We start from the raw sequence: 15,520 nt of genomic DNA, 5'->3' as shown, positions 1-15,520 counted from the left end.
CCTATTTAACCGAAACTGGCAGATAATGTGCCAACCGTCATTGCCCAGCCATCCACGAGTACAAACACTACCAGTTTAAAAGGGAGTGAAACAATCAAAGGCGATAGCATCATCATACCCATTGCCATGAGCACACTGGCGACAACCAAGTCGATAACTAAGAAGGGGATGAAGAGCATAAAGCCAATTTGAAAGGCGGTTTTTAGTTCACTGATGACAAACGCAGGCAAGACAACCGCAAAAGAAATATCCTCAACGTTTTGGTCGAGTGGTTCATTGGCAATACGCAGCATTTGCTCAAGAGAGCTTTGATGAGTTTGTGCCAGCATGAACTCTCTCACTGGTTTCTCTGCTACAGAGAATGCTTGTATTAGCGTGATTTCACCATTGTCATACGGTTGAAATGCATTTTCATGAATATCGCTCCAAACAGGTCGCATGATCAGCAAGGTCAATGCCAAAGCAATTCCAACCAATACGCGGTTAGGAGGGCTTTGTTGAAGACCAAGGGCTTGGCGCAAAATCGCGAGGACGACGATAATCCGAGTAAAGCTCGTTGCCATCAGAATGAATGCTGGAAGAAAACTGAGCGCCGTCATCAACAACAGAATTTGCAATTTAACGCTGTATTCTTGCTGTGTGTCGCCATCAGAAACGGACAAGATAGTTAAGCCGTTGTCTGCCGCCATGGTTGGGAAAGCAAACAAAAGTGACACCAGTACCAAAAGAGGTAACCAACGGTGCCAAGCGCTCAGATTTTTCATTGTGATGCCTACCTAAGATTATTGACCAACGCCACTCAATGCAGAGTCATGTACATCGATCAGACGAAGTCCGTACTTATCATTAACGACGACGACTTCAGCGTGACCCATTAGAGAGCCGTTTACCTTTACGTCTAAAGGCTCACCATTGAGCTTTTCAAGTTCGATAACCGTGCCTTCTCCGGCTTTCATTAAGTCCCCAAGTGGGATTTCTTTGCTTGCAACTTCCAGCGTGACAGTGACGGGAATACTTTTGAAAAAGCTAAGATCACGTTCCGCAGTTGCTGGTTCTTGTTGGAGCGTACTTTCAGCTTCAAAGTCTTCTAATTGAAAGTCGTCAAAGTTCAATTCTTCTGCGTCGAATGCATTCGTTTCTGGCGCTTCGCTCATCGCTGCGGTTCCTTATCAGGGTTAAAGATCAAAACAAGTTGGCCGTCTTGCTCAGCAATACGACCTGTAAATAAAGATTGGTTACCAATGCTGACTGGAACCGTATTAAGAAGCTCAATTGGTAAAATATCGTTAGGTTGTAAGCCTACAACGTCGCTCAACGGCATCTTCTTTTTACTTAAAACAACATTCAGTCGAACAGGCGTTGCCTCTAAAGAGCGACAGAATGGTTGGTACAAATCCGTATCGGGCTGCAGTTCAAGCTGCTCGATCAGTGTTTGAATAAGGTGGCTATCTAGTTTGAGATGAATTGAGCCTTGGTGATCGTCAAACGCGATGTTTAACTGCACGTTAATCCCAATCCCTCGGGGTGCTTCGTACTCACCCATTTCCCACATCTCACCTGGTGCAAGCCAACCAATAATGATACGACTGATTCGCTCTTGTAGGCGGAGATCACTTGCTGTCAGTGTTGTTGCTGAACGCTCAGTGCTGGCACCATAGAACCGATCCGCCAGTTTTATTAACGTGTGAGCATCTCCATGAACAAATACCATGCCGCCCTCTTGGTGTTGATAGGTTGACGTTTGGTCTTTATCCATTTTTATCGGTGTAAAGCGATGCAAGTCTACAGAGGTTAAGCTAGCTTCCACTTTACTCGTACTGAGCCAATTTTGTAATTCAATCGTAAGGCTGGAGCAAGACTCTGAAATCAAGCCTTCAAGCTTTTCACGAATGATATGAATAGGTTTGCCTAATAATTCTACATCAAGTAGTTGAATATCAGAAATAGGCTCGCTAACTCTATTTTCCATTTATATTTTACCGTGCGTTAACAATCGAAACTGTTTTAACTTAATGGCGTGTAGTCTACACAGAAATTTTAATGATCTTTTAGTTTCAAACTCTAAGATTGTGACTTTAGTTCACATGTTGCCTTGAGCATATAGTCTTAATCTTTTAATAAAATTTAAAAAGGGTTAGTTTCCTTTATAAATTGCTTAATAAGAAAATATAAAAATATTAAGCGTTTTTAGTTGTTATTAACTTTTTAAAACCATCTTCATGGTGTAACGGCTAATTTAGATAATTAAAATATAAGACATTGTTTTTAAAGCTTAAATCTTGATTTTAAAGGTTTGGCTATGCTCTTGTGAGTATTTTGTAACCAGTTTCAATATTCAGAATAGGTAATTAACATGATTAGCTATGCCAGTTATCACGGCTTAGTGGCATATTTAATTAAATTGATAAGGTCATGGAATTGTAAGATATACATGAACCCTAACGGTTTAATAAATTGTAAAATATTTATTTTTGTCAGTTTGCTAGTGTCTAAGGTGACATATTCAGGTGAGGTTGTGACCATCCCCATGGACCTTTCAAAGTGGACATATAAAGGAAACAACTTTGAATGCAACTTATTGCACTCAAGCACGCCGTATGGGAAGTTTTATTTCCGTTCGGAACCTAACAATAAAACTTATTTTATTTCCGATATACATTATGAAAATAATAAATGGAAAACGATTGCTCTAATAAGTCAAAGTGCCCCTTGGTCTAGTGAGCTTTATAGAAAAGAGTTTGCCACCCTTGATTTTACTAAGCCATCCCAACGATTTGTCTTCAGCAAAGGTGCTGATGAACTCATGGATTCAATTGCTACTGGTAACTGGGTGACGTTGTCACTAAAGGGAAGTAATGCTTCCTCTTTGTCAGAGATTGTGATTCCGACTATTCAAATTCAAAACGCGCTCAAGTCATTTAATGCCTGTCGAGCGCGTTTGCCTAAGCTTTCGTTTTCAGAGGCACGAAATCTTGTTCTGTCTTTTGACTTTGGTCAGAAGGCGCTAAGTCGTAAGCAGCAAGAAACGCTCGCAGCGTTAAATAGCTATGTATCTGTTGATGATCGCGTGACCAAGATTTTAATTGATGGCCACACCGATAACGTTGGTTCTAGTTTGGCGAACCTTTCAGTATCACGTACTAGAGCAGAGCAAGTTGCCGAGGCCTTAGTTGAACTTGGTATTGATAAATCGATGATCGAAACAAGAGCGCATGGTTCTCGTTACCCAATTGCCAGCAATAATTCGACGAAGGGCCAAGCGAAAAATCGACGTGTAATGTTGCGCCTAGTGAGAGATAACGAGCGAACGGCAGTGAAACACCACCCTGATGTACAACAACAAAATCAACAAACGAAAGTTAAGGTTCAATGATGACGAAAACGAAAATTTTGTTGGTTGAGCCGAATGAAGCTCTTGCTCAACCAGTATTGGATGTGTTGCAAAATGCAGGTTACACCGCAAAACACACTCGTACTGGCCGAGGCGCATTACTTGAAGAGCGAGCAGAAATCACTCTTGTGAGCTCTACTTTACCGGACATGTGTGTCCGCGAGTTTGTTGCTTGCCACCAAAAGCAACGTAACTCTGGTGTTGTTATCGCTATTGTCGATCAAGAGCAGGGAATCTTGGCGGCTGAGACGATGAAATCGGGAGCAACCGATTATCTATTACGCCCATTTGAAGCGAATCAGCTGCTTAATTTACTGAAGCGCGTTGAAGCGTTAGGTAAGCCAATGGCCAACATTGTTGCGGAATCTTGGCGAAGCAAGCAGGTACTGCAATTGGCGCATCGTGCCGCTTGCACCAGCGCCAGTGTGTTAATTACAGGCGAATCGGGAACGGGTAAAGAAGTGCTGGCTCGATATGTGCATGAGCACTCTCCACGTATTGATGGTCCATTTGTGGCGGTTAACTGCGCCGCCATTCCAGAGTCGATGCTAGAAGCGGTTCTATTTGGTCATGTAAAAGGTGCCTTCACAGGAGCGACTAACTCTCAAAGCGGTAAGTTTGAAGAAGCGAATGGCGGGACGATTTTGCTAGATGAAATCGGTGAAATGTCCCCTGCAGTTCAAGCCAAGTTATTACGCGTTCTTCAAGAGCGTGAAGTGGAACGCGTAGGCAGCCACAAGGCGGTGAAGCTTGATATTCGTGTTATTGCGGCAACCAATAAAGACTTACGTGAAGAAGTTCAAAAAGGCACATTCCGTGAAGACCTTTATTACCGATTGGATGTTTTGCCTCTGCACTGGCCGCCTTTGCGTGAAAGAAAAGAAGACATTTTACCGATCAGCCAATTCTTTATTGAAAAGTATCAAGATAGCAGTCGCTGTCATCTATCCCAAGATGCGATCAGTGCGCTGAGTCAGTATCACTGGCCAGGCAATATTCGCGAGTTGGAAAATGTCATTCAGCGTGCATTGGTCATGCGTCATGGTGACTACATTACTGCCCATGATCTGATGCTGCCTATTGAACTTGTTGCGCCAGTTCCATCCGCTGAGCCAGCTTCAAGCTTTGGTCATGTAGAAGCGAAGAAGCAGGCCGAATATCAATTTATTTTAGAAAAATTACGTCAGTTTGGTGGAAACCGAACGAAAACCGCAAACGCGCTTGGAGTATCAACTCGAGCGCTACGCTACAAACTCGCAGCCATGCGAGAACATGGTATTGATTTACAGTCGGCACTAGGCTCGGCTGCCTAATAGGAGAAAAAATAGATGGCAAGTCAACCTACTCATGCGGTCTCGGCAGAGCAACTTATGTTGTCAAAAATGCAGGCGATGCAGGCACAAGTGCAGCCGCCAGAGTTTATCGTGAGTGCAAATCCTTTAGATCAACAATCACTAAACGCACCATTATCGTTCTCACAAGCGATGACAAATGTGTTGGATACAGTGAATCAACATCAATCAGTGGCTAGTCAAAAAATGACGGCCGTAGAAACAGGAAAAAGTGATGACCTAGTTGGTGCGATGGTCGCTAGCCAAAAAGCCAGCTTATCATTTAATGCTTTGATGCAAGTGCGCAACAAAGTCGTGACCTCATTTGAAGATATTATGAAGATGCCGGTGTAATTCATGTCAGAACTAACCCCCCAAGTCGCCGGAAATACAGCCATGACCTCCGGCTCAGCACAGACATTTTCTACTGCGAATAGCATGGACGATGTAACAACGAAGCTGAAGCAAATCTGGTCGAGTAGCCAGAGAAACCTAGTGTTATCTGCCGTACTCGCTGCGATTGTTGCGGCAATCATTGTGGTCGCTCTTTGGAGTTCCTCACAAAGCTTCCGTCCACTGTATAGCCAACAAGAACGTTTTGATATCGGAGAGATTGTCTCGGTATTAGAAAGTGAAGGTGTGAGCTACCGTATGCAAGAGCAAAATGGCCAAGTTCTTGTGCCAGAAGGCGAAGTTGCGAAAGTTCGCATGTTGCTTGCGTCAAAAGGTGTTAAAGCCAAACTGCCGACAGGTTTGGATTCGCTTAAAGAAGACAGCTCTCTCGGTACAAGCCAATTTATGGAAACGGCGCGTTACCGTCATGGTTTAGAAGGTGAGTTAGTACGCACTATCATGTCTCTGAATTCAGTGGCGAATGCGCGTGTTCACTTAGCTATTCCTCGTCAAACCTTATTTGTTCGTCAAAACAGCGAGAACCCTTCAGCGTCAGTGATGCTTGAGCTGAAACCTGGCGAAGACCTCAAGTCTGAGCAAGTTGAAGCAATCATCAACTTAGTGGTTGGTAGCGTGACGGCGATGAAGCCTGAATTTGTATCTGTTATCGACCAATATGGCCGTTTACTCAGTGCAGATGTTGCTTCGGCGGAAGCAGGTAAAGTCAATGCAAAATACCTTGAATATCAAAAGAACGTTGAGAAGCAGATCATTCAACGCGCAGCAGACATGCTTACGCCAATTGTGGGTCCGAGTAACTTCCGTGTGCAAGTTGCTGCCGATATGGACTTTAGCCAAGTTGAAGAAACGCAAGAGATTTTGGATAACGCACCTGTCGTACGTAACGAGCACACCATTCACAACAACTCAGTTGACCAAATTGCGCTAGGCGTACCAGGTTCTCTAAGCAACCAACCGCCGGTAACTGGTGAAGAAGTAGAAACGAACGATAGCCAAAACACCAACGCACGCTCTGAAGTAAACCGTCAGTATGCAGTGGGGAGTAGTGTTCGTCGTACTCAATACCAACAAGGTCAAATTGAGAAAATGAGCGTGTCGGTACTGTTGAACTCGAAAGCCTCTCCGGATGGTGTTGCTTGGAGTGAAGCAGATAAAGAGCAGATTTCAAATATGATCATGGATGCTGTCGGTATTTCTGCGGCACGAGGTGACAGCTTAAGCTTGATGAGTTTCAACTTCACTCCAATTGAAATTGATGCGCCTCCTGCGCTGCCGTGGTGGCAAGACCCTACAGTACAGCAGCCAATACGTTACGTTATCGGTGGTTTGTTAGGCTTGGCGATGATCTTCTTCGTACTACGCCCATTGATCATGCACCTCACTGGCGTTGATAAGCCAGTACCAGAGTTAGACTTTGCAGAGCCGCAAGAAGAGCCTGATTACGACAACCTGCAAACGCGTGAAGAGCGTGAGCATGAAGAAGTGCTTGATCGTCGTCTATCAGAAAAAGGTATCTCAGCCTCTTCCGGTTTAGATGTAAACAGCGACATGCTGCCTCCAGCCGGTTCGCCACTAGAGATTCAATTGAAACACCTACAGCTTATTGCCAATGAAGAGCCAGAGCGCGTAGCCGAAATACTGAAACAATGGGTAAACATCAATGAACACAGTTCCATCAAAGCAGACGCTTAGTTATGTAGAACAAACCGCGCTCGTGCTATTAGGCATGGGCGAGGATGCCGCTGCGAAGGTTTTACAGCACTTTAGCCGTGATGAAACCCAGCGGGTGACTCGTGCAATGGCGAAGTTGAATGGCATTAAGAGCGATTCCGCTCGCGGCGTTATTCAAACTTTCTTTGAAGACTTTCGTGAGCACAGTGGCATTCGTGGAGCTTCTAAAGAATATTTGTCTAATACGCTACGTAAAGCATTGGGTAATGATTTGGCAAAAGGGCTGCTGAATACGCTGTATGGTGATGAAATTCGCAACAATATGCAGCGCTTACAGTGGGTAGAAGCAGAAACGCTTGCTCGTTTCATTGTGAATGAGCACCCGCAAATGCAAGCGATTTTTCTTGCCTATTTGCCAGCTGATAGCTCTTCAGCGGTGTTGAAGCACCTGCCACAAGATTACCATGACGAAATCTTGTTCCGAATTGCTCAGCTGCAAGACATCGATCATCAAGTTGCTATTGATTTGCATGAGCTCGTTGAGCGCTGCATTGAAAAAGTATCTGCAAGCCAAAGCACACCGCTATCTGGTGTCAAGCAAGCTGCTGACATCATTAACCGCTTTGAAGGTGATCGCGGGTCGTTGATGGAAATGCTGAAGTTGCATGATGAAGATGTCGTTAATGCCATTGAAGAGAATATGTTCGACTTTATGGTTCTTGGTCGTCAGCGTGAAGAAACCATGGACATGCTGGTGCAGCAGATCCCACTAGAATTGTGGGCAGTTGCACTCAAAGGTTCAGAAATTACGTTACAGCAAGCCATTAAACGTTCTATGCCTCAGCGTATGGTGAAAGCACTGGAAGACGATATGGAAGCGCGCGGGGCTGTTGCGCTAAGTCGTGTTCAAAAAGCGCGTCAAGACATCATGCAAATGGTGCGTGAGTTGGATGAATCTGGTGAAGTTCAGTTGCTTCTTTATGAAGAGCCAACGGTGGAGTAACGTCATGGTAGAGACAAAATCAAGTACGATGCGACTGCCGCCGAGTGGATACCGTTTGCACCGCTTTCCGCCTTTGGCGCAGCCTAAGGCTATAGAAGACGAGTTCGGGCTAGATAACCAAGGTTGGCAAGAGCCGCAAGTTGATATTCAACAACAGCTTGAAGCCGGTTTTCAACAAGGTTTACAACAAGGGCATGAAGAAGGCTTACGTCAAGGTATCGAGCAGGGTAAGCAACAAGGCCTGTTAGATGGACAAAAAGAAGGCTTCCAAAAAGGCTTTGTGTCTGGTGAGCAGTCAGGAAAACAGAGTTTTCTAGAGGCGGCGAAACCCGTGAACGAGCTCTTTCATGCGCTGTCTCGCTGGCAAGACGAAAAAGAGCAACAGCAACGCCATATGATTTGTGAGCTGGTACAAAAAGTGGCTCAGCAAGTGATTCGTGCTGAGCTCACTTTAATGCCTCAACAGATCCTTGCCTTGGTGGATGAGACATTGTCTGCCATGCCAGGCAAAGCGGAAACCGTAACCGTGCATTTAAATCCGCAGGATTTAGAAAGAATTACTCACATTAATGCTGATCTACCACCATCTTGGAAACTGGTGGCTAATACGGAACTTCCGATTGGTGGCTGTCAACTAGTGACCGATGATGCAGAGGCGGATGCAAGTTGCGACTCTCGTTTAGAAGCCTGTATGGACAATGTAAAACAACACCTTTTGGATGAAGTTAGTATTCCGCAGGTAGAATCAGAGCATGAGTAATACCTTAAGCCATGAGCTATTGAGTGAGCGTTTGAGCGAAGCATTGGCTTCGCTCGATTCAATCCCTGTTGCTCGCGTGACAGGGCGCTTGATTAAAGTAAACGGCTTAATGTTACAAGCCGTTGGGTGCCGGTTTAAACTGGAGCAGCGCTGTCTCGTAGAAACCGCAGAAGGCGACATGATCGAAGCGCAAGTGGTGGGCTTTGAGCACACTATTGCTTACCTAATGCCTATTCGGCGCTTAGGTGGCTTATTTGCTGGTGCGAAAGTCATTCCTCTGGACGGTGACAGTACCGTGCAGTTAAGTGCTCAGTGGTTAGGGCGAGTGCTGAATGGTTTAGGTGAGCCGTTGGATGACGGGGCAGCGCTTAAAGGGGGAGATCGTGTTTCACTTGAACCAAAACCGATTAACCCATTGAAGCGACGTCCTGTTGATACCCCACTCAACGTTGGGGTGCGCGCAATCAATGGACTCTTGACCGTCGGAAAAGGGCAACGCATTGGCTTAATGGCGGGCAGTGGTGTCGGTAAAAGTGTTTTAATGGGGATGATCACCAAAAACACCGAAGCCGATGTGATTGTGGTCGGTCTTATTGGTGAGCGAGGCCGAGAGGTACGCGAGTTCATCGAACGAAACTTAACCCCAGAGGCGCGCAAGAAGGCGATTATCATCGCAGCTCCTGCTGATGAATCCCCGCTGATGAGGTTAAGAGCGACACTGCTTTGTCATCGCGTTTCCGAGTATTTTCGAGACCAAGGCAAAGATGTTCTGTTGTTGATGGACTCTCTCACTCGATACGCCATGGCACAGCGTGAAATCGCTCTGTCGTTGGGCGAGCCCCCGGCATCTCGCGGTTATCCGCCCTCTGTCTTCAGCGTGTTACCGCAACTCCTCGAGCGTGCGGGCAACAGTGAAAATCAGCACGGCAGCCTAACCGCAATTTATACCGTGTTGGCGGAAGGGGACGACCAGCAAGATCCTGTCGTGGATTCTGCGCGTGCTATCTTAGATGGGCATGTTGTATTATCGCGTCAACTTGCCGAGCAAGGGCACTATCCTGCCATTGATATTAATGCGTCTATCAGCCGTTGTATGAGTACCTGTACACAGGAGGCGCATAGCACGATCGCGAATAATTTCCGCCAGATGTACTCCAACTATCTTCAGGTGAAAGAACTGCTGCCGTTAGGAGGCTATCAACCGGGGCAAGATCCTGAATTAGATCAATCTGTTGCTATGTATCCAAACTTACGCGCGTATTTACAACAAGCCGCCAATGAGTCAGTGGATTACCCAACCAGTTTGACCGAGCTCGCGCAGCTTTTTCAAAGTGCTTAACCAAATGGGAGTGGTATCGTTGAGATGAAATCCAAGTTAAAAGCAGTGGGTAAGCTGCAACAAATGGAAGAAAAGCAACGTGATCGTGTGGGTCAACAACTTGATGCTATACGTCAACGTCACTCCCATCTTTCAATGCAGTTGGAACAATTGTCAGCATTGAAAGGCCATGCGGGACAATCAACCAGAACTGTTCCAACACTGACAAGCGCAGCGCTGATGAACTTTAATCGTGTCGATCAAATGCTGCAAAAAATGCTTCGCCACCATGAGCATGAACAAGCCGTCATGCAAGCGGAATGCGCGTCTGTACAAAAAACGCTGGAGCACAAACACGCTCGTGTTCAAGGGTTAGAAAAAGTGCTCGAACGATGGCGTACTAAGCAAAATTATGAAAAAGCGAAAAAAGAGCAAAAAATAATAGAAGACATCATCAACTCTCGTGTTAAGCGCAAGATATTATGATGTCTTATCGAAGCTATTTGGAGCGCGAATAATTTCTTCGGCGTCTTAGCCAACCAAACCAGCCTCCAAGCATGATCATCCCTGCGCCAAGTGCGCCACCACTACTGCCATTATCCTCAAAGCCAGATGTGTTGGTATCTTCTGGTTCAAAGCCGGAATCACCTTCACTATGATAATCTTCTGTGCTTGCTAAGAGGGCATTGTAACGCGTTTTCACTCCCGAACTGGTTTGGGCTTCAATCCATGTTGTGTAGTTTAGAACCTCAGTAAACACACTCGGAATCGCAGCGGATTCACAAACAGAAGAACCATAGCTCACAATACCGATTTGTTGATACATTCCGTTGTTGTCTTGATAGGTGAGAGGGCCACCAGAGTCACCGCTGCAAATACCGGTATAACTGCGCTCAGGGAACCCATTGGCACATAAGCTTTCTTGAGCATTAAACCCCGTCACTAAAGAAGTACATTGCGCATCGGTGAGTGGTTTTACTTCCGCCCATCGCAAATAGTTTGGTCCATTTTCATCGTTGGTCGAGGTTTGCCCTAAACCGAATATCTGATAAACCGATTTGCTGCTGTAATCACCAAAATCTTGCGGCAACGTAATGGATTGAACGTTGTCGGTGATCGTGTGGGTAAGTTCAAGTACGGCGATATCATTTATCCATAAATCACTAGGCTCGTAATTTGGATGAATAGTGATAGAGCGAACATCTTTGAATTCCTCAACAAACACATCGTTCATTGTCGGGTTTTTTACTAAGACTCGCAGATCATTGATTGTCCATCCATCAGAAAAAACACTCGGCTCTACACAATGAGCGGCGGTTAAAATGAAGCGGTCATTAACAATAGTGCCGCCACAGATGTTGGCAAATTGATTAGCGCCAGTTTTGTGTAGAATGAGTCGTGCGAAAAAGGGCAATTGATTTTGAGTGGCTTGCTGGCCGCCTATGATTGCCGTTGAGATACCTTGCTCTGAATGAGCGTCTTCACTTTCAGTGATTGCACTCATGGGTACTGCGAGGCAGAGTACGCTTAACCATATTTGATACCGCTTCATAAACCATCCTTGGATGAAAAGTGCTCTTTCTAACTTTATACTAATTTTTCAATGAATGTGCTTAACAAAAGGTTTCTTTAATTGAATGATTGTTGCAACCACGAGCGCAGAAGGTGAAACGATTCCAACTTTAGCTTGTGTGGTGGGCAAACAAAGTAAAACTGTTGGTTAGGATTAATGACGGGTTTACCCAGCTCGATTAACTGACCATATTTGATGTCATCTTTCACAAACAAGCGATGAGTCACCAATAAGCCTAAACGACGAGTCGTCGCCTGCACGGCTTGTATCGACATATTAAAAGTGATTGGTTTTTTGCTTTTAGGTCGCAGGATGCCAGTCGCATTCTGCCACACGTTCCAGTCATTTTTTCTTCGCTCGTTAGTGACTTCAATGATGGGATACTGCTTTAACAGTTGAGCGATATTTGAGTCTTTCGTCTTAGCTATCAATTCAGGGCTACACACCAAAACCAGTTCATCTTCACTGAGCTTTTCACAGTAATAATCTTGCCATTCCTCGGTGTTTCCATGCACGAGTGCTGCGTCGATGCCTTCTTGTTCTAGATTAAACCTGCCAGACAGGTTGGATAAACGAACGTCTAATTGCGGAGCAAAGTCCTGCAAACTCGACATTCGCGGAATCCACCAATGCAGCGCCAAGGAATTCACCATATTAAGCGTAATACGTTGCAAGTTTTGGTCTTGGATTAGCGCTTCTGTGGCATCGACAATTTGTTCTAAAGCTGGCGCAACCTTTCGATAATATTTTTTACCGTCAGCATTAAGTTGAACTTGTCTGCCTACGCGATCAAACAGAGGCTTGTTGACCTGAGTCTCCAGTGATTTTATCGCCTGACTCACCGCCGAATGACTCACACTTAATATCTGCGCTGCTTCTGTCATGCTGCCAGATTCCGCCACAGCGACAAATGCATAGATGGATTTTAGAGGGACTAATTTACGCATATTTTAGAAACCATAACATGATGAGAGATAAGTTAACTTGTAAGTTTTTCTTACATTAATGGTTAATATTACTCGCTATTTACAATAAGTGATATCTCATAAAATACTCCATATATTAAGGAGTATCGAATGAATGCAGTAAATAAATCTATTCTTTTCATGCTGATGTCTACGTTAAGCTTATCTGTTACTGGGTTGTTAGCAAAGCAGTTGACAGGTGAACTTTCCGTCACACTGTTTAGTTTCTTACGCTTTTTGGCTCCTGCACTTATTTTGCTTGTCTTCCTTCGTTTCAAAAATCTTACCTTTCCTAAAGCTGGGACGTTAAAATCGATTTTGCTTCGCGCCTTCTGTATCGGCTTATCACAGTTGTGTTTCATCGCGTCACTACAAACGTTAACGCTGGTAGAAGGGGTGGTATTGTTTGCCACTGGCCCATTATTTATTCCTTTGGTTGAAAAGCTGTTTATGGGAGGCCACATTCGCGTTTCAACATTGGCGGCTTTAGTAATGGCGTTTACTGGAGTGGTTATGTTGGCGGGAGTTGGTGGGGAGTTTACTTGGCGCTCGGATTTATTACTCGGTCTAGCTGGTGGACTCTTCAATTCCGGCTCTCAGCTTACGCTATATAAAGTGAGTAAAACTGATATGTCGCCATTAGAAATCAACTTTTGGGCGTTTGGGTTTGCTGCCGTATTTCTGTTACCGCTAACGTTGTTTAACGACATCGATGTTTTCCTCAAAGCCAATGTGATGGAATCTACTGTTTCTTCTAATATGCTGTGGCTCGGTGTGATGTCCCTGATGATCATTAACACCCAAGTTTTCCGCTCCAAAGCGTATCAACTGGCAAGCAGCGGCTCTCAACTTGCACCACTTATTTTTACTAACCTACTGTTCACCGCGGTTTGGCAGAGTGCGTTTTTCGATGACCGAATGAGTCAAAGCCAAATTATCGGGATGAGTTTAATCGTGCTCGCAACCATACTGAACACATGTTGGGTTCGCTTTACGGCGCATCGTGGTGGTAGGTTACAAGCGAGAACTTCTTAGCCTGTCGGAAAATAGAGGATTAAATAAGGCAAATCAGAGGTGAGGTTTGATTTTTTCTGACAATGAACTAGCGTCAAGAAAGGTTCAGGGAGAGAAATAATGCTTACGCTAAATTATTACGTTGAGATTTCGGCTACACCGCAACGGGTGTGGGAAGTGCTAACCGATGCTGAGTTATACAAACGCTGGGCACAGGCTTTCTCACCCCAGTCTCAATTTGATGGGATATGGGAAGAAGGGCAAGACATCACTTTTTTTGATCCCGATATGGGCGGAACGCGAGCGACTATCGATATCGTGCAACCGCAACAGCATCTTGAATTTCATCACATTGCTATTTTTAATCCGGATAATAGGCAGCAATTGGATGGGGATTTAGCATCTAAGTGGATTGGATCGCGAGAGATCTATCAGATCGACACCAATAGTGATCGTTTGTTACTCAATGTCACCATTCATACGCACAGCGACTTTGTTTCTATGTTTAATCACGGATGGGAAAAAGCGTTGCCCCTAATAAAAGCCATCAGTGAGGAGCAAGCTTAAGTCTGATACTCATCTTGGGCTGACGGTACGTCACGTGTAGGTATACAATAGCACGCAAGATAGCGCACCTAAGAGAGTGGATGATGGAATTTAAAGTTGATACCCATACACATACGTACGCCAGTGGTCATGCGTACAGCACCTTGATTGAAAATGCAAAATTGGCGAAAGAGAACGGCTTGGATATGTTCTGTACTACCGATCACGCAGAATCAATGCCGGGCGCGCCGCATTACTGGTTTTTCTCCAACCAAAAAATCCTGCCTCGATTTTTAGACGGTATCGCGATCATTCGGGGTGTGGAATCCAACATTCTTAATACCGAAGGCGACATCGATATTCCGCTGAGTGTCGATCGTAACCTAGATTGGGTTATTGCAAGTTTCCATGAACCTGTTTTTCGTCCTGCAAACAAAGAAACTCATACGGAAGCGCTCATTAATGTGATTCAAAGCGGTCGTATTGATGCGCTTGGCCATCTTGGGAATCCAAATTTCGACTTTGATTTTCAGGCCGTTTTAACGTGCGCGAAAGAGCATAATGTTGCGATTGAAATCAATAACACCACGCTAAAAGGGAATAGCCGAGTGGGTAGCGTAGACCGTTGCCACGAGATTGCACAAATCGGTAAAGAGCTTGGTGTCTTCTTCACAACAGGAAGTGATGCACATTTCTGTCATGATGTTGGTAATCTGGATTTGGTTGGAGAGCTAATGGATAAAGTGGGTATCGATAGCAAAAAAGTGATTACTCACACCGCCCAGCAGTTTTTGTCTTTCTTAGCTCTGAGAGGCCGTAAGCCAATTCCAGAGTATGACGACATTCGCAACGCATAAACTTGATTACATTTTAGGTATGCACCTGGCGTAAGATTGCTTTACACTGCGACCCGGAAATACTCAACTAAGCTAGTTTGTCGCCTTTATGGCGTGGGTTATTTGGGTAAATAAAGCCGACACAGAATTCGGCACTATAAATGGAGAAGTGAAAATGTTACGTCCTTTAGTCCTAGGGTGTGCGATTGCGTTTGGCTCAACATACGCAATGGCAGAAGCGGTTGATTTAAAACAAAACATGAAGCAGATGAAGATGGAATTCAAACAGGCGGCAGAAGCGTCGGATGTTGAAACCATGAAGTCTGCAATTGATAGCTTGCAAGCAATCGTCGAGCAATCTAAGCGCGGTAACTATCCACCAGAGAAATTCGATACCTACTTAGAAGGCTTTAATAAACTAACGGTAACGTTAGACAAGATTGAAGCAGACTTAGACGCTGGTAACCTGCAAGACGCGAAAGCACAATTACGTGAAATTGATAGCCTACGTGAAGAATACCATGACAAGCGTAACCCAAGTATTTGGAGTAAGCTGTTCGGCTAATCGCGATAAAAGCTGACAATAGAATATGAAAATAGCCTGCCGTTTTGGTGGGCTTTTTTGTGTCTGTCAATTGCGTTATTGAAGAAAAGCTGTGAGGTGGCAACCACTTATTGATCCTGTTTTTGAGCTAGCA

General features: G+C 44.8%; 17 protein-coding genes. 12 read left to right on the top strand and 5 right to left on the bottom strand.

The window, feature by feature from the left end:
• Positions 1-5 precede the first annotated feature (5 nt).
• From fliP to L3V27_RS06500, 3 genes are read right to left on the bottom strand one after another with little or no spacing between them, the layout of a single operon-like run.
• Complete coding sequence (gene fliP, locus L3V27_RS06510) at positions 6-764, bottom strand: flagellar type III secretion system pore protein FliP (RefSeq protein WP_005398045.1); 759 nt, start codon at positions 762-764, stop codon at positions 6-8.
• Positions 765-782: 18 nt separating this feature from the next.
• The gene (gene fliN / locus L3V27_RS06505; RefSeq protein ID WP_005398044.1) at positions 783-1,154 is read right to left on the bottom strand and encodes a flagellar motor switch protein FliN; all 372 of its coding nucleotides are present in this window, start codon (positions 1,152-1,154) and stop codon (positions 783-785) included.
• Entirely contained in the window at positions 1,151-1,969 is an 819-nt protein-coding gene (locus L3V27_RS06500) for a flagellar motor switch protein FliM (protein ID WP_005398043.1), read from the bottom strand. Before L3V27_RS06500 ends, fliN begins: the two co-directional genes overlap by 4 nt.
• 384 nt (positions 1,970-2,353) lie before the next feature.
• Here L3V27_RS06500 and L3V27_RS06495 point away from each other — a divergent pair, with 384 nt between their 5' ends.
• The 8 genes from L3V27_RS06495 to fliJ are packed head-to-tail and all read left to right on the top strand — an operon-like array spanning position 2,354 to position 10,374.
• Positions 2,354-3,373, top strand: a complete 1,020-nt coding sequence (locus L3V27_RS06495) for an OmpA family protein (RefSeq protein ID WP_237311353.1) — start codon at positions 2,354-2,356, stop codon at positions 3,371-3,373.
• On the top strand, positions 3,373-4,704 hold the full coding sequence (locus L3V27_RS06490; protein ID WP_006741978.1) for a sigma-54 dependent transcriptional regulator: 1,332 nt from the start codon (positions 3,373-3,375) through the stop codon (positions 4,702-4,704). The genes L3V27_RS06495 and L3V27_RS06490 overlap by 1 nt, the downstream gene beginning before the upstream one ends.
• A gap of 15 nt (positions 4,705-4,719) precedes the next feature.
• The gene (fliE, locus tag L3V27_RS06485; RefSeq protein WP_005375045.1) at positions 4,720-5,076 is read left to right on the top strand and encodes a flagellar hook-basal body complex protein FliE; all 357 of its coding nucleotides are present in this window, start codon (positions 4,720-4,722) and stop codon (positions 5,074-5,076) included.
• A gap of 3 nt (positions 5,077-5,079) precedes the next feature.
• Entirely contained in the window at positions 5,080-6,828 is a 1,749-nt protein-coding gene (gene fliF, locus L3V27_RS06480; RefSeq protein ID WP_031780427.1) for a flagellar basal-body MS-ring/collar protein FliF, read from the top strand.
• Entirely contained in the window at positions 6,797-7,810 is a 1,014-nt protein-coding gene (locus L3V27_RS06475; RefSeq protein WP_005394839.1) for a flagellar motor switch protein FliG, read from the top strand. Before fliF ends, L3V27_RS06475 begins: the two co-directional genes overlap by 32 nt.
• Positions 7,811-7,814: 4 nt before the next feature.
• Positions 7,815-8,570 (top strand): flagellar assembly protein FliH, encoded by a 756-nt coding sequence (gene fliH / locus L3V27_RS06470; RefSeq protein ID WP_237311352.1) that lies wholly within the window; start codon positions 7,815-7,817, stop codon positions 8,568-8,570.
• Positions 8,563-9,909 carry a flagellar protein export ATPase FliI gene (fliI, locus tag L3V27_RS06465; RefSeq protein WP_237311351.1) on the top strand — a complete coding sequence of 449 codons (1,347 nt, stop codon included), beginning with the start codon at positions 8,563-8,565 and terminating at the stop codon, positions 9,907-9,909. Before fliH ends, fliI begins: the two co-directional genes overlap by 8 nt.
• Before the next feature lie 24 nt (positions 9,910-9,933).
• Complete coding sequence (fliJ, locus tag L3V27_RS06460) at positions 9,934-10,374, top strand: flagellar export protein FliJ (RefSeq protein WP_237311350.1); 441 nt, start codon at positions 9,934-9,936, stop codon at positions 10,372-10,374.
• 13 nt (positions 10,375-10,387) lie between these two features.
• On the opposite strand, the gene L3V27_RS06455 is transcribed toward fliJ, so the two are convergent.
• Positions 10,388-11,392, bottom strand: a complete 1,005-nt coding sequence (locus L3V27_RS06455; protein ID WP_237311349.1) for a serine protease — start codon at positions 11,390-11,392, stop codon at positions 10,388-10,390.
• Between the two features lie 125 nt (positions 11,393-11,517).
• Positions 11,518-12,408: a LysR substrate-binding domain-containing protein gene (locus tag L3V27_RS06450; RefSeq protein ID WP_085342548.1), complete on the bottom strand. Its 891-nt coding sequence runs from the start codon at positions 12,406-12,408 to the stop codon at positions 11,518-11,520.
• 129 nt (positions 12,409-12,537) lie between these two features.
• On the opposite strand from L3V27_RS06450, the gene L3V27_RS06445 reads away from it, so the two are divergent.
• From L3V27_RS06445 to L3V27_RS06430, 4 genes are all read left to right on the top strand, one after another.
• Positions 12,538-13,461: a DMT family transporter gene (locus L3V27_RS06445; RefSeq protein ID WP_237311348.1), complete on the top strand. Its 924-nt coding sequence runs from the start codon at positions 12,538-12,540 to the stop codon at positions 13,459-13,461.
• Between the two features lie 99 nt (positions 13,462-13,560).
• Positions 13,561-14,007 (top strand): SRPBCC domain-containing protein, encoded by a 447-nt coding sequence (locus L3V27_RS06440; RefSeq protein WP_048625393.1) that lies wholly within the window; start codon positions 13,561-13,563, stop codon positions 14,005-14,007.
• 83 nt (positions 14,008-14,090) lie between these two features.
• Positions 14,091-14,843, top strand: a complete 753-nt coding sequence (locus L3V27_RS06435; RefSeq protein WP_237311346.1) for a phosphatase — start codon at positions 14,091-14,093, stop codon at positions 14,841-14,843.
• Positions 14,844-14,997: 154 nt separating this feature from the next.
• Positions 14,998-15,387 (top strand): cytochrome b562, encoded by a 390-nt coding sequence (locus tag L3V27_RS06430; protein WP_005394852.1) that lies wholly within the window; start codon positions 14,998-15,000, stop codon positions 15,385-15,387.
• The last annotated feature ends 133 nt before the right edge of the window (positions 15,388-15,520 follow it).

Source organism: Vibrio sp. J2-3(2022) (assembly GCF_021725735.1).
GTDB classification, from domain to species: domain Bacteria; phylum Pseudomonadota; class Gammaproteobacteria; order Enterobacterales; family Vibrionaceae; genus Vibrio; species Vibrio diabolicus.
This window is presented reverse-complemented; position numbering and strand designations above follow the sequence as displayed.